Source organism: Streptomyces sp. NPDC028305 (assembly GCF_055569495.1).
In genome coordinates, this window is sequence record NZ_JBVHTN010000002.1 from 475,534 (window position 1) to 490,506 (window position 14,973).

At 71.4% G+C, this 14,973-nt stretch carries 12 protein-coding genes; 10 read left to right on the forward strand and 2 right to left on the reverse strand.

What is annotated here, in order from left to right:
- Window positions 1-35 precede the first annotated feature (35 nt).
- Both ACZ4WQ_RS08810 and ACZ4WQ_RS08815 read right to left on the reverse strand, forming a co-directional pair.
- Window positions 36-1,232, reverse strand: a complete 1,197-nt coding sequence (locus ACZ4WQ_RS08810) for a cytochrome P450 (RefSeq protein WP_468022127.1) — start codon at window positions 1,230-1,232, stop codon at window positions 36-38.
- A 145-nt stretch (window positions 1,233-1,377) separates the two neighbouring features.
- On the reverse strand, window positions 1,378-1,998 hold the full coding sequence (locus tag ACZ4WQ_RS08815; RefSeq protein WP_468022128.1) for an MBL fold metallo-hydrolase: 621 nt from the start codon (window positions 1,996-1,998) through the stop codon (window positions 1,378-1,380).
- Window positions 1,999-2,115: 117 nt separating this feature from the next.
- Between ACZ4WQ_RS08815 and ACZ4WQ_RS08820 the strand changes: the two genes are divergently transcribed.
- The 10 genes from ACZ4WQ_RS08820 to ACZ4WQ_RS08865 all read left to right on the forward strand — a co-directional run bounded on the left by ACZ4WQ_RS08820 (window position 2,116) and on the right by ACZ4WQ_RS08865 (window position 14,950).
- Complete coding sequence (locus ACZ4WQ_RS08820) at window positions 2,116-2,256, forward strand: hypothetical protein (RefSeq protein ID WP_311722214.1); 141 nt, start codon at window positions 2,116-2,118, stop codon at window positions 2,254-2,256.
- Window positions 2,257-2,558: 302 nt separating this feature from the next.
- Complete coding sequence (locus ACZ4WQ_RS08825; RefSeq protein ID WP_468022129.1) at window positions 2,559-4,679, forward strand: putative PEP-binding protein; 2,121 nt, start codon at window positions 2,559-2,561, stop codon at window positions 4,677-4,679.
- Window positions 4,676-5,656 carry an ABC transporter ATP-binding protein gene (locus ACZ4WQ_RS08830; protein WP_311722216.1) on the forward strand — a complete coding sequence of 327 codons (981 nt, stop codon included), beginning with the start codon at window positions 4,676-4,678 and terminating at the stop codon, window positions 5,654-5,656. Before ACZ4WQ_RS08825 ends, ACZ4WQ_RS08830 begins: the two co-directional genes overlap by 4 nt.
- On the forward strand, window positions 5,653-6,420 hold the full coding sequence (locus ACZ4WQ_RS08835) for an ABC transporter permease (RefSeq protein ID WP_468022130.1): 768 nt from the start codon (window positions 5,653-5,655) through the stop codon (window positions 6,418-6,420). The genes ACZ4WQ_RS08830 and ACZ4WQ_RS08835 overlap by 4 nt, the downstream gene beginning before the upstream one ends.
- Entirely contained in the window at window positions 6,407-7,231 is an 825-nt protein-coding gene (locus ACZ4WQ_RS08840; protein ID WP_385337702.1) for an ABC transporter permease, read from the forward strand. Before ACZ4WQ_RS08835 ends, ACZ4WQ_RS08840 begins: the two co-directional genes overlap by 14 nt.
- Before the next feature lie 29 nt (window positions 7,232-7,260).
- On the forward strand, window positions 7,261-9,177 hold the full coding sequence (locus ACZ4WQ_RS08845; protein WP_311722220.1) for a RiPP maturation radical SAM C-methyltransferase: 1,917 nt from the start codon (window positions 7,261-7,263) through the stop codon (window positions 9,175-9,177).
- Window positions 9,178-9,211: 34 nt separating this feature from the next.
- The gene (locus ACZ4WQ_RS08850; RefSeq protein WP_468022131.1) at window positions 9,212-10,312 is read left to right on the forward strand and encodes a hypothetical protein; all 1,101 of its coding nucleotides are present in this window, start codon (window positions 9,212-9,214) and stop codon (window positions 10,310-10,312) included.
- Entirely contained in the window at window positions 10,309-12,522 is a 2,214-nt protein-coding gene (locus ACZ4WQ_RS08855; protein WP_468022132.1) for a peptidylprolyl isomerase, read from the forward strand. The genes ACZ4WQ_RS08850 and ACZ4WQ_RS08855 overlap by 4 nt, the downstream gene beginning before the upstream one ends.
- A 208-nt stretch (window positions 12,523-12,730) precedes the next feature.
- On the forward strand, window positions 12,731-14,311 hold the full coding sequence (locus tag ACZ4WQ_RS08860; RefSeq protein WP_468022133.1) for an amidase: 1,581 nt from the start codon (window positions 12,731-12,733) through the stop codon (window positions 14,309-14,311).
- A gap of 63 nt (window positions 14,312-14,374) precedes the next feature.
- Window positions 14,375-14,950 carry a Chromate resistance protein ChrB gene (locus tag ACZ4WQ_RS08865; protein WP_385337690.1) on the forward strand — a complete coding sequence of 192 codons (576 nt, stop codon included), beginning with the start codon at window positions 14,375-14,377 and terminating at the stop codon, window positions 14,948-14,950.
- Window positions 14,951-14,973 lie beyond the last annotated feature (23 nt).

The window sequence follows — 14,973 nt, forward strand, 5'->3', positions numbered from 1 at the left end:
GGGGGTGGACGCGGCCACCCGGGCCGTGCGCGTCGTCAGCGCACCAGCCTGAGCGGCAGCTCCTCCAGGCCGCGGAAGCTGACGTTCGGTCGCCAGACCAGATCGTCGCCGGTGAGCTCGATCGTGGAATACCGCCGCACCAGCTCCGTCAGCACCATGGAGGTCTCCAGCTTCCCCAGCGCGGCGCCGACGCAGTAATGCGGCCCACCGCTGAAAGCCAGCGTTTTCACTCCGGTGCGGGCCAAGTCGAGGCGGTCGGGGTCGGGATAGCGTTCCGGGTCCCGACCGGCCGCCCCGAAGAGCAGCATCACCTTGGCCCCCTCGGGGAGGGTGATGCCCTGGAGGGGGAGGTTTTCGGTGAGAAGTCTGGAGACGATCTGCACGGGAGGGTCGTATCGACTGATCTCATCCATGGCGCCGGCGATTGTCTCCGGGTTGTCGCGCGCGATGCGCAACTGGTCGGGGTGGCGGAGCAGCGCCAGAAGGCCGTTTCCGATCAGATTGACCGTTGTCTCATGGCCCGCGACGAACAAGAACTGAACATTGGCGATGATCTCCTCCTCGGTCAGCCGACCGCCGTCGGCCTCGGCGTGCAGGAGGAGGGACAGAATGTCGTCCCGCGGAGTCGATCTGCGCTCTTCGAGATGGCCGGCGACATATTCGCGGAACTCCACCTCCGCCGCGTTCATATCGACCGCGTCCGCGGCGGTTATCGAGGGGTCGATCACGCGGCTTATCTGTTCCGTCCAGCGGCGGCACTGGTCCCGATCGCTTGTGGGCAGGCCGAGAAGCTCGCAGGTCACGGTCGTCGGAAGGGGCAGGGCCAGGCTCTGGATGAGGTCGGTGTCGCCTTCGCCCACGGCGTCGAGCAACCGGTCGGTCTCGGCGGCTATGCGCGGCCGCAGCCGCTCCACGGCGGCCCGGGTGAAAACCTTGCCGATCACGCCGCGGATCCGTCGATGGGCGGGCCCGTCGAGCATGAGCATCCACTTTCGCACGCTCCGCACGAGGGGGCTGTCCGGACCGCCGCGGCGGTTGGCCCAGGTCGGGTCCCGGTAGAACTCGCTCGAAGCGCCCGGCGCCCGCAGTACGGCATCCACATCGGCGTAGCGCGAAAGGATCCAATAACCGAAGTTCGACTGATGGACCGGATCCGACTCGCGCAGCTTTCGATAGAGGGGATACGGGTCCGTGCGCACCGAAGGATCTCGTGGATCGAAAAGTGCCGTCATTCCCGTCCCACCCCTGTGTCCGTGGCCGATTGCCCGTCCCCGCGGAGTTTCCGCATTCTCCATGAGACATAACACTGTTCGGAGAGGAGCGGCCAGGAGACGGAACCCGGACTAGGGAAAGTGCCATAAGGGGGCGGCTCGGCCGTCAGGCGGACGAGCCCGGCGCGAGCCAGCGGTAGCGGCCATCGCACTGATCGGTGAGCCAGCCGTTGAGGCTGCCGAGCCCCCGCTCGTTGATCTGCCCGTCGTGGATGCCGTACGCCCGCTCCGGCCCGACCCCGCGTACAAACTCGATCGCCTCGTCCGTCTTCAGCCATGACCCCTGAAGAGGGACCAGCAGTGTCTCCACCGGTTGGCCGGGAAGGTGCAGCGAGTCCCCGGGGTGGTAGAGGCTGTCCTCGACGAGGTAGCCGAGATTGGCGCAGTCCGGGAGTTCGCCGTAGATACGCGCGTGCCGCCCGCCGCGGGCGATCACCCGGAAACCCGCCGCGGTGAATTCCTCACCGGCGACGACACCGGTGAAGTCCAGGCCCGGGATGCGTGCCGCCTTGGGCGCGTAGACCGGGATGCCCAGCCCTTTCAGCCGCAACAGGTCCATGTGGTCGTCGTGTTCGTGGGTCACCAGGACCGCGTCCGCGCCCGCGAGGGCCTCGGGCTCGCTCCAGATGCCGGGGTCGATGACCAGCGTGCCGCCGCCGTCGTGTTCCAACCGGACGCAGGAATGGGAGTACTTGGTGATCCGCGTCATTCGCACCCGCGTGAGCATAACCGGAAACCTGAATTCCCTCCGGAAGGAATGGCTGGAAAGGCCCACTTGTCAACTCCCCTGCGGACATGGGCAGTTCACCTTGTCGCAAGGTGCGGTCCCTGCTAGCGTCAGATCATGGACATATCAAACTCGAACGTCGAAGAGCTGGCCGACCTGGCTGAGCTGGAGTTCTCCCCGATCTCCCCGGAGGAGGCCGATGACCTGGATGACCGCGTGTACCTGCTCGGCGTCCGCCCCGAGTTCGTAAAGCGGTAACGTCCACTCGTCAACCCGCCCCTCGCCTATTCGGGGCATGTTGTCAATAAAGGTTCACCACCGGCATCGGTGCCGAACCTCGCCCTTGGGAGATGGGGATACAGCGCGTGGTCAATGATCATCCGCCGGGCTGCCTTCCCGCTGATTCAGCATTGCGGCTGCCGGTCGATGCGGCTGACGACACCATCCATGAGGCGATCGGCGCGCTCGATCCCGATCATCGCCTCGGGAGCGCGGATGACCCCGTTTTCCTGACAGCATGGCTTCCCTGCCCGAAGGGAAGTCGCCTGTCATTTCTCGGAATGGGCCCTGCCGGCCAACGGTGGCTGGCAGGGCTCGCCGGTGATGAATTCGCCGCGGCCCGCCGGGCCGAACTGGCCGCCGCCCTCGCCGCCGTGGATCCCGGCGCCGCGCTTCCCGACGACCCCATCGAGCAGGTGACCACCCTGGTCCGCGCGCTGACCAGGGACGGGACGGGACCGGATCAGTTCATGCTCGGGCGGCAGCTGCTGTGGTGCGGCCCCGACGGAGGCAGCGGACTCGCCTATTCCTGCGATCCGTCGACCGGCCGCCCCGGCGTGACCGGCACCTATCTCGCGGGAGGATCCGGGGCCCAGCTGCTGACGGCGGGCGGCACGGATCTCGCCGAACTGATCGACACACAGCCCTGGGGCCCTCGGTTACGCGAGGCGGTCCGCGCCGCCGAAGCCGGACTCGAATGGCCGGCCAGGGTGGAATTCGCCGTCGAACACGGCCTCGCGCACCTCGTCGGAATCACCCCGGCCCCCCTGCACGGCGCCGCTCGCCTGCGCGCCGTGGCCACACGGTACCGACAGGGCCGGCTGACCCCCGCGCGGGCGGTATCGCTGGTGGAGCCCGCGGACATCGAGCAGGCGCGCTCCGCACCGGCCCGGTCCCTCGGCCTGCCCGTCGCCGCGCGCGGCCTCGGCGTGTCCCCCGGCATCGCCACCGGCACCGTCGTCTTCGGCGCGGCCGAGGCCGTCGCCGCCCAGGCGAACGGCGAGCGGCCGGTGCTCGTCCTCGCCGAGTCCAGGCCGGAGGACCTGCCGGGCCTGCTCGCCGCGACGGCCATCGTGACCGAGCGGGGCGGACAGACCTCACACGCGGCGGTCGTGGCGCGCGGACTCGGGCGGCCGGCCGTCGCCGCCCTCGTCGACGGCGTGCTGGACGGGGACGGCACGAGCCTGCGCACCACAGGCGGCGACACCGTCCGCGCCGGCGACCTGGTGACGGTGGACGGCGGTGCCGGGACGATCCATCTCGGCGGCCGGAAGCAGGGGACCGCCGAACGGCAGGCCGGCACGGCGCTGCCCGGCTGGCTGGACGAGGCGCTGTCCGGGCTGCCCGGCATCTCGGTGCGGGTGAACGCCGACACGGGCGCGGACGCCGCCGCCGGGCGGGAGCTCGGCGCGACCGGGGTGGGGCTGTGCCGGCTCGAGCACATGTTCCTCGGTGAGCGCCATCAGACGCTCCAGCGGGTCCTGATGGCCCGGCCCGGCCCCGAGATGGCGGAGGACCTCGCCGCGATGCGCGCCCTCCTGCGGGCGGAGATCACGGACGTGCTCGGCGCGATGGACGGGCTTCCCGTCACCATCCGGCTGCTCGACCCCCCGCGCCACGAGTTCCTCCCCGACCTGACCGAACTCGCCCTGACCTCGGCGGCGACCGGCGCCCCCGCCGACCGGGACCGGCTCGACATCACGCGCCGCCTGCACGAGCACAACCCCATGCTGGGGGTGCGCGGCGTGCGGCTGGGCGTCCTGCTCCCGATGCTGACGACCGTACAGATCCAGGCGCTGGTGGAAGCGGCCCTCGCGGTGCGCCGGGCGGGTGGCGACCCCCGGCCCGAGCTCCTGGTCCCCATGGTCAGCACACCGGCGGAGCTGGACTTCGTCCGGGGCCTGCTCGACGACGTCTGCGACCGTCTGGGCACCTCGCGCGAGGAGGCGGGCATCTCGCTCGGCGCCATGATCGAAACCCCGCGGGCCGCGCTGCTGGCCCGGTCCATCGCCCGCCGCGCGGACTCCCTGTCCCTGGGCACCAACGATCTGACCGCGCTGGTCTGGGGGCTCTCCCGCGACGACGCCGAACGGCATCTGCTGCCCGCCTACCAGGACCTCGGGCTCCTCGTCGAATCGCCCTTCGCCCGGCTGGACCTCGAGGTGGTCGGGGCCCTGGCCCGGCGGGTCGCGGACGAGGCACGCGCGGTACGCCCCGACATCACGCTCGGCGCCTGCGGCGAGCAGGCCGCCGACGCGGCGGCCGTGCGCTTCTTCGCCGAGGCGGGCTTCGACCATGTCTCCTGCGCACCGCCACGCATCCCCCTGGCAAGGCTCGCCGCCGCGCGGGCCGCCGTGGCCGAAGGGGCCACGGACGTCCACGCGATGGAGGCGGCGCGTTGAGCGAACCGGCGATCGTCGTGGAACACCTGGGCCGCACCTTCACCGACCGCGGACACGAGATCGTGGCGCTGCGGGACGTCGGCTTCCAGGTCGGGGTCGGCGAGATCGTGGGCCTGCTGGGCAGCAACGGCGCGGGCAAGACCACCCTCACCAAGATCCTGGCCACCCTGCTGTTGCCCACGACCGGCAGCGCCCGGATCTTCGGCCATGACGTCACGCGCGATCTGCGCGAGGTGCGCCGTATGACGGGCGTGGTGCTGGGCGGCGACCGCGGCCTGTACGCCAAGCTGGGCGGCCGCGACAACCTGCGGTTCTTCGCCATGCTCGCCGGGGTGGGCCGGCGCGGCCTGAGCGCGAAGCTGGACGCCGCCCTGGAACAGGTCGGCCTGGTCGACGCGGCCGACCGCGCGGTGGAGACCTACTCCAAGGGCATGCGCCAGCGGCTCCATATCGCCATCGGCATGATCGCCGAGCCGCGGGTGCTGCTGCTCGACGAGCCGACCGTGGGTCTCGACCCGGTCGAGGCCGAACGGCTGCGCGGCACCGTCGCCGCGCTGCGCGACACCGGGGTGTCGGTCCTGCTCACCAGCCACTATCTGCTCGATATCGAGCGCCTCGCCAGCCGGGTGATCATCCTCTCGGGCGGCACCCTCGCGGCCGACCTGCCGGTCGACGAGTTCGCCCGGCAGGCGGGCTACACCGCCACGGTGACGGTGCGGGGCACCGGCAGCCCGCCCGACGGCGGCGCCCTGTCGTCACCCGACATCGCCGTCGGCGGCGTCGACGTGGCCGAGGGGGCATGGACCCTCCGGCTGCACGTCCGCGACTGGAGCGTCGGCTCGTTCGGCCTCCTGGAGAAGGCCCTGGCCCATGTCAGCGTCCTGGACGTGCGCATCGATCCGGTGCGGCTCGAGGACGTCTACTCGCATGTGGCCGCGCGCCTGGCGAACGGCAGCCGGGTCGGTGGGGTGCGGTGAGCGGCGCCCTGTGGATGTTCCTGACCGCGGCCCGCATGGAGCAGCGGGCCATGCGACGCAATCCGCTGCTGCTGGTCAACTCCGGCATGCTTCCGGCCGTGTTCCTGGTGACCGCGGTGGAGACCGGCCGCCCGGACCGGGACGGGGCGACGGAGCTCGTGGTGGCCGTGGCGCTGACCGCCCTGTGGGGCTCCACGGTGTGGATGAGCGGAGGCGTCCTGCGCCGTGAGCGCACCTACGGCACGCTCGCCCGCTGTGTCTCCGGAGTGTGGTCCCCGTATCTGGTGCTGCTGGGAAAGAGCCTGGGCGCCACCGTCACCAGCGTCGGGGCGATTCTCGTCTCCACCGGTGTCACGGCGGCGGCGCTGGGGCTGCCGCTGAGCGTGGCGCACCCCGGGTGGATCGCGGTGTCGCTGGTGGTGCTGGTGTGTTCCGGCACCGCCCTCGGGGCGCTGGTGTCATGTCTCTTCCTGGTGACCCGCAACGGGCTGGTGTGGTCCCACGCGCTGATGTATCCGGTCTTCGTCCTCGGCGGGCTGCTCATCCCCGCGGACGCGCTGCCGGAGTGGTTGCGCTGGGTGCCCGAGGTGATCAGCCTGCACTGGATCAAGGACTGCATGGTCGGCGCGGCCACCGGCGATGTCACGGCCACCCCGCTCGGTATCGCGACTCTGCTGACGCTCGGCTACTTCTCCGCCGCGGGGTTCGCCTACCGCAGGTCCGTCGAGGTGTCCCGGAAGGGGGGCACGCTTGACCTCGCATGACGCCGCCCGGGCGGGTGACGCCGCCCCGGCCCGCGCCCCCCTGGCCTGGCGGGCGGCCGAAGCGGCCCGCATGGGCTGGCTGGAGTACCGCGCGCTCGAGACGCCCGCCGGTCTGCTCGGCGCCACCCTGCCGCGCGGGGTCCTCCAGATCCTCTTCTTCACCACGCTCGCGGAGGTCCTCGCCGGTCCCGGACACCGGGAGTACGCGTTCGCCGGCTCGCTGGTGTTGGTGCTGAGCGGCACCAACGTCAACGGTGTCGTCGCCGTCCCCGTCCTGGACAAGCAGTACGCCACCTTCGCCCGGGTCCGGACCGGCGCGCTGTCCCCCACGGTCACCCAGATCGCCCGGGCGCTTCCCTATCCCGTCATGGGCTGGGTCCTGCTCCTCGTCCAGGCCGCGATCGCGGCACCCCTCCTCGGTATGACGGACTTCGCCCTCCGGCTGCTGCCCTGGGCGTGGGTGTACGCGCTGATCGCGCTCACTCTCAGCGTGCTGGGGCTCGCCGGGGCGACGATGACGGTCGGCAAACGGGCCGACGTGGTGGCGCCGAACGTCCTGTCGTATCTGGTCATGCTGTGCAGCGGCGCGATCGTCCCGACCGGCCGGGTGGCCTGGGTGGACGCGATCGGCCAAGTGCTGCCGGGCCGCCACGGCCTGGACGCCGTCCGCGCGGGGATGGCCGGGCGGCCCTGGCTCGGCGACCTCGGTCTCGAGGCCGCCGCCGGCCTCGGTTTCACCGCCCTCGCCGCGCTGTCGATCCTCGTCCAGGCCCGGCGCGCGAGCAGGCTCGGCCACGACGACTTCGAGTGACCGATGTGCCCACACCCGAGGGGAAACCGATGAGCATCATCCACCTGCCCCTGGCCGTGCGTACGGCACAGGAACCACAGGACCGCACACCGCCCGCCAGACGGCTGCGCGTCGCCCTGGTGAACATGCCCTGGGCGCGCATCCACGCGCCCTCCATCCAGTGCGGACTGCTCCAGTCCATCACCCGGAGCGCCGGGCACGAGTGCGACAGCCACTACCTCAACATCGAGTTCGCCTCGCTCTTCGGGGCCGAGGCCTACGACGCGATCGCCAACATCGCCTCCGAGCGGCTGCACCTGATGGGCGAGTGGCTCTTCTCCTACGCCGCCTTCGGCGAAGTCACCGCCGACGACGCGTACTTCGGCGAGTATCCGGAAGTGAAGTCCATCTGGGACGAGCTGACCGGAAAGGGCCTCGAGGACCTCGCCCGGACACGCCGTGAGACGCTGCCCGACTGGATCGCCGAGTGCGCGGCCAGGGCGGTCTGGGGGGAATACGACGTCATCGGCTTCACCTCCACGTTCATGCAGAATACGGCGTCCCTCGCGCTGGGCAGGAAGATCAAGGAATGCCACCCGGGCGTGACACTGGTCTACGGGGGCGCGAACTTCGACGGCGAGATGGGGGCCGAGTACGCGAGGAAACTGCCCTGGCTCGACTACGTCGTGGCCGGCGAGGGCGACCTCGCGTTCCCCGCGTTGCTGAACAACATCGCCGACGGCGTCGACACCCCGCTCCCCGGCGTGCTGCGGCACGGCGCCACCGGCCGGCCCCCGACCGCCGACGCACAGCGCCCGCAGGCCCTCGACGAGCTTCCCGTCCCGGACTACCGGGACTACTTCGCCTGGCTGGAGCGGTTCGACCGCGCCCGGCTGCTGGGCCGGGCCCCCGTAAGGCTGCCGGTGGAGTTCTCCCGGGGCTGCTGGTGGGGCCAGAAACACCACTGCACCTTCTGCGGCCTCAACGCGCTCGGCATGGCGTACCGGTCCAAGTCCGGCTCCCGCGCGTTCACCGAACTCGCCGCGCTGCTGCGGGACTACCCGGTGGTGCACGTCGACACCGTGGACAACATCCTCGACATGGGGTACTTCTCGACGCTCTGCGCACAACTCGCCGAAGAGCACTGGGACGTGAACCTCTTCTTCGAGGTGAAGGCCAATCTCACCCGGGAGCAGCTCGCCACCCTGAGACATGCCGGGATCCTCCGGATCCAGCCCGGAATCGAGAGCCTGAGCACCCATGTGCTGCGGCTGATGCGCAAGGGCGCAAGCAAGCTGATCAATATCCGGCTACTGAAATGGGCCATGTACTACGGGATCGACGTCTCCTGGAACATCCTGGCGGGATTCCCGGGGGAGACCGAGGAGGACTACGCGGAGCAGCTGCGCCTGCTCCCGCTGCTGCACCATCTCCAGCCACCGGGGGGCTGCGGAAGAATCTGGCTGGAGCGCTTCAGCCCCTACTTCACGGACCCGTCCTTCCCCATGACCGGCATCCGGCCCCGGGCCAGCTACGGCCATGTCTATCCGGCCTCCCTGGACCATGAGAAGATCGCGTACTTCTTCGACTACGAGGTGTCCGGCACCTGCTCCAAGGAAGCGGTGGCGGAGCTGGGCGCCGCCGTCTCGCAATGGCAGCGGCGGTTCTCCGAGGCGAAGCCCAGCCTCGTCCACCAGCGGCTGCCCGGGAAGCTCACGCTGATCGACCGCCGGACCGACCAGCCCAGGCGGGCCGTCCTGGCGGGCTGGAAGGCCGAGGCCTATGAGTCCTGCGGCGACGCGCCCCGCGGAGCGGCGGCCATCGCCCGGGAGCTGGTGGCGAAGGAGGTGCCCGTGTCCGAGGACGAGGTGAGGGCCTTCCTCGAGCAGTGCTGCCGGGCCGGGGTGATGGTGTCGGACGACGGTAAGTACCTCGGGCTCGCGCTGCCGGAAAACCCCGGCTGGTAGGCGTCGTGGCCACGCGTCAAGGAGGGGTGAGCGCATGACACAGGCCGCATCGGCCCGGGACCGGGTCCGCCTGGGCAGAAGCGTCGCTGCCCGCCTGGCCGCCACGGTGAACGCGGACGCGGCGTTCCTCGCGGGCAGTTCGGTGGTCGGGCTCTCCAGCGCCACCAGCGACATCGACATCTATCTGGTCAGGTCCTCGGCGCGCGAGGAACGGCGGCAGATGTTCGCCGACACCGTCCGCGTCGACGTACAGCATCTCTCGCCGGACACCCTGGAGTCGCTGGTCGACCGGGTCCTCGGCACGGGACTGCGCTCGGACCACACGGGAGAGACGCTGTCGGAGCGCGAGGTCGCGCTGGCCGTCCGGCTGTGGACGGGCGACATCGTGACCGACTCCGGCACGCTGGCCGCGCTGCGGCAGCGGCTCGCCGAGCAGCCCCTCCGGCTCTCCCGCCTGGTCATGAACAGCTGGATCCTCACCGCGTTCTTCGCGGCCGAGGACTGCCTCGGGCTGCGCGCGTCGGACAGCCCGGTCGACCTGGACCCGGCCGCGCTCGTCGGCCGGCGCGCACTGGTGTGTGCCGGCAAGGCGCTGGCCGCGGCGTGCGGGGAGCTGTACTTCGGCGAGAAATGGGTGTGGCGGCAGCTCGCCCGCGGCGGCCCCGAGGGGTTCCCCTTCGCCGAGTTCCAACGGCTGCTGCGGGAGGACCCGCTGGCCGCCGACCCACAGGCCGGGCTGACCGCCCTGATGTCGTTCGCCCAGACCTGTCTGATCGCCACCGCCACCCTGGGCTGGCAGGACGTCGACGTCTCCCGCTGGCCGGCCTGGCTGGAGGGGAGCGGCCCGCTGCGCAGAGCCCCGGGGTTCTTCCCGCGCGCCTACGACGACATGGTGACGCTGGTCCAGCCCGGCGGCCGGCACTTCCGCCTGCCGCCCCACACGGCGCTGGTCTGGGGCCTGTGCCATGGGCGTGCCGAGCGGGCCGTCACCGAGGCCGCGCTGGAGCTGTCGAAGGAGTCGCCCGTGTTCGCCGGGCTGACCGAGCAGCGGTGCCGGAGCGTCATCACCGAATTACGGGACGCGGGTCTGCTCACCGAATCGGACGGACCACGGGGAGAGCGGGATCGGACGTGAGGTTCCGTCAGCAGCGCAGCACCACCCTCGATCTCGCCCTGGCGCTCCAGCGCGAGCTGATCGGGCGCACCGGCTCCTGGGAACTCAACTTCCTGCCCAGGCCGGTCACCCCCGAGACCGATCTGTTCCGCGACGGGCTGCGGTCCTGGGCGCGGACGGTCGGCTCCGGCCTGCCCGCGTTCCTGGCCGCCGCACGCAGGCCACAGGATCTGCCCACGCTCGTCGACGACGACGCCCTCCGTCCCGGCGCCGAGCTCATCACCACCGCGCTGACCGCCGCAGCGCCGATGTTTGCCGACGCGCTCCCGCTGTTCGAGGACGTCCGCAAACAGGGGGTGGCGGAGGTGACCGACCTCCTCGCGCCCGAGCGCTATCTGGCCCCGCTCTGCGCCGCGCTGGGCACCGTGGACACCGGGCGGACGCTGGACCTCCACCTCGTGCCGCTCGCCCCCGCCCCGCCCGCCACGGGCTTTCTGATCGCCGAAGGCAGGGCCACCGGCGTCTACGCCGACTGCCGCCGGTTCCGGGGCGCCACGCTCGCGGACGCCGTCCTGACCATGCTGGGCTGGGCCCAGCTGAAGTCCGGTGCCATCCCCGAGGGCCATCTGTCCACCGAACTCGTCCGGCGCCTGCCCGGCGGCGCTCCGTACCGGCGCCGGCTGCGGGTCGTCCTCACCAAGATCCTCGTCGAGATGACGGCCGGGCATCTGGTGCGCGCGGTGGACTCCGGGCACCGTCCCTGCGCCGACGTCCTGGGCACCAAGTGGCGCTATCCGCGGCTGTACTCGGTGGCCGAACGGCACTGGCCCCGGTATCTCGACGGCGACATCGACCGCGACCAGGCCCTGACCCGGATGGCCGCGGACCTGTCCGCCCACAGCCCGCGCTGGTTCGTCGACCATGTCGACCCGTCCTCCCTCGCCGCCGACTTCTATCTGCTCGAATGGCTGACGGCGGCGGGCGACCGCACGGCCCGGGCACGGCTGTTCCAGTGGCTGCCCCACCTGTGCGCCGAGCTGGCCGGCCACCTGGACAATGTGATCGGCAACGAGCTCGGACACTACGAACGGGCCAGGACCGGGCACTACCCGCGCGAGCTGGCGGACTTCATCGGGGAGATCAACCAGGGGGACAGCCGCGTCACCTGGCAGCGTCTGCGTCGTGAGCTGGGCCACGCACGGGCGCTCCAGCTCGCCACCGAGGCGTTCGCCGGTCCGGGGGTCGAGTTCGGCGGAGAGGCGTGGGCCCCCGTCGCCGCCATGGTGCGCCGGTACGTCCTCCACGAGCTGCCGGACCGGGTCTTCGTCGACCAGTGCTTCACCCTGGAGCACAACAACGGCTCGCTCTTCGACAAATACCAGGACACGGCGACCATGCGCGAGCTGCTGGACGCCCAGGCGGCGACTGATCTCGGCACGCTGCTCACCCATGCCTCGGCGGAGGTCCGCGAGCTGTGGCACGGACGGTTCCGCGACTCGGCGGAACACCATCCGATGTGGCTCGGGCCGAGCCCGACCCCGCCGCCCGGGGCCCGTACGAGGCGATCGGGGCGGGGCGGCACCGGGCTGCCCGGAAGCGCCCCCGGCACCGTCGGATGCGGAGACCGCGGCGAGCGAGACGCGTTCGACCCGCTGCGGGACCCGCTGCGCGACTCCCCGGTGCGGATCCGCCGCATGGTGGCGCGCCGCCCCTTCTCGTCCCCCTTGAAGATCTACCGGTCCATCACCGCCGTCCTGCACACCGGGCACGGCGACATCCACCTCGACCTGCGGCCCGAGGAAGCCCCGTACACGGCGGACAACTTCGTGGGCCTGGCCACCGGAAGCCGCCCCTGGACCGACCCCTTGACCGGAGCCGCGGGCACCGGCGGTTTCTATGACGGCACGGTCTTCCACCGCCGTGTGCCCGGATTCGCCATCCAGGGCGGCGACCGGCTGGGCACCGGGCACGGCAGCGCCGGATACCGGATACCCGACGAAGTCCTTCCGGATCGGGGATTCGAGCACCCCTTCCAGCTGGCCATGGCGAATCTCGGCCGGGACAGCACCGGTTCCCAGTTCTTCATCACCCTCGCTCCGGCGACGCATCTGAACGGGCACTACACGATCTTCGGCGAGGTGGCGGACGCCCTGTCCCGGAGCGTGGTCGGCGACATCGCCTCGTCGCGCACGGCGGTCCGGCTCGACCGGGTCACGATCTCGGCCGACTGAGGAGTCAGCGGTCGGTCCTTACGGCGGTGCTCATGCGATCGGCTCTCAGTGGCCCCTTCTCGGTCATCTCTGATGGGAGCGCTCCCGTAGTGGCGATGGTGCCGATGCTAACGATCGAACGTTGTTCGCGTAAGGACGTAACCGGGGCGGCGGGAAAGGCCCTTGTGCCGGGTGGTCGGCCTGTAGTCGGCTGATCGTCATGAGGAGCATGAGGAAGCGGAGCACTGCCACCCTGCTCGCCGCCCTGGTCGTGGGCTCCCTGTGCGCGGGTGCGCCGGGTCCGCGTGCGGAAGCCGCCGAATCCGGCGTCGGGATCCGGCCGTCGGCGGCCTCGTCGCAGGGGGCGCCGGGAGTCGACCTCGACACGGTGACGATTCCGGAACTCCAGGCGCGCATGGCGGACGGTTCGCTGACCTCGTCGGCGCTGACCACCGCCTACCTGCGGCGCATCGAGACCATCGACCCCAAGATCAACGCGGTGCTGCGCACCGACCCGACGGCCCTGCGCCAGGCGGCCGCCAGCGACGCCCGGCATCGGGACGGCGACATCCGCGGCCCGCTCGACGGCATCCCCGTCCTGCTCAAGGACAACGTGAACACCCGCGACATGGCCACGACGGCCGGGTCCCTGGCGCTGGCCGGCGGCCCGCCGGGCACCGACGCCGCCCTGGTGACCCGGTTGCGGGCCGCGGGGGCGGTGATCCTCGGCAAGACCAACCTGTCCGAGTGGGCGAACTTTCGTGCGGCCAAGCCGACATCGGGGTGGTCGGGGGTCGGCGGGCAGACCAACAACCCCTATGTACTGGACCGGAATCCGTGCGGCTCCTCCTCCGGCTCGGCCGCCGCGCTCGCCGCGTCGCTGGCGCAGGTGGCGATCGGTACGGAGACGGACGGCTCCATCGTGTGTCCGGCCGGAATGAACGGGGTGGTCGGCCACAAGCCCAGCCTCGGCCTGGTCAGCCGGGCCGGAGTGGTCCCGATCTCCGCCGAGCAGGACACCGCGGGGCCCATGGCGCGCAATGTGACCGACGCCGCGCTCACCCTTGCGGTGCTCAGCGGCGGCGACACCTCGCGCCCGGGCGATGCTGTGGGTCTTTCGGGTCTGCGCGGCAAACGGATCGGCCTGTGGCGGCTGCCCTCGCTCGGGCCGGAGGTGGACGCCGTGATGACCCGGACCGCGCAGCGACTGCGGGACGCGGGGGCCGAGGTGGTCGAGGTGACACCGCCGTACCAGCAGCGGCTCGCCGAACTCGAGTTCCCGGCGCTGCTGAGCGAGCTCCACCGGGACATCGACGCCTACCTCGCCACCCGCGACGGGCCGCGCGACCTCGCCGAGCTGATCGAGTTCAACAGCGCCCACCCGGCCGAGCGGACCTGCTTCGCCGGCCAGGAGCTGTTCGAGCAGGCCCTCGCCGCACCTCCCGTCACCGACCCGGAATACCGGGCCAACCGTGCCGAGCTGCGGGACCTCTCCCGGCGTTCCGTCGACGAGACCATGGCCACCCACCGGCTGGACGCCATCGCCTCGCCGACGAACCCGCCCGCCTGGACGACCGACTGCGCGCGGGGCGACAACGACGTCATCCCGTCCTCGACCCCCGCGGCCGTGGCCGGATACCCGTCGCTGTCGGTGCCCGCCGGATCCGTGGACCAGCTGCCCGTGGGTCTGCTCCTGATGGCCGGTGACCACGAGGACGCGGCGCTCCTGTCGCTGGGGGCCGCGGTGGAGCGGCGACTTCACGCCTGGCGGCCACCGCGCTATCTGCCCTCGGTGGGGCCCGACGCCTGAGGGCATCGCGCCGGTAGAGCCGCAGGTGACCGCGACATCTGTAACGCGTCTTACTTTCATGAGGTGAGTGGCCAAGCGGCGATGCAGTGGATGGTGCTGATCGTGCGGCTGCCGGCGCAGCCCTCGCGGCACCGGGTGGCGGTGTGGCGGGAGCTGCGCAAGGTCGGCGCGCTGTCGCTCGGCCAGGGCGTCTGGGCGGTGCCGGACGTGCCGGTCTTCGCCGACGGCGTGCGCCGGGCGGTGGAGCTGGCCCAGCGCGCCCAGGGCGAGACCGTGACGCTGCGCGCCGCCGGGCGCGAGCCGCGGGACGCCCAGCGGTTCGAGGCGATGTTCACCGCGGCCCGCGAGGAGGACTGGGCCGAGTTCACCGCCGACTGCGGCAAGTACACCGCGGAGCTGGACAAGGAGATCGGCCAGGCCAAGTTCACCCTCGCCGAGCTGGAAGAGGAGGAGCACTCGCTGGAGCGGCTGCGCCGCTGGCACCGCGATCTGAAGGCCCGTGACGTGTTCGGCGCCCCGGGCGCCGGAGAGGCCGAACGGCAGCTCGCCGAGTGCGCCCGCCGGTTCGAGGACTACAGCGAACGCGTCTTCGCCCACCTGCACGCCTTCTCCACCGGCGGCGTCGAGGAGGTGCCGTGAGCGGGCGGCGGGCCGCCGAGACC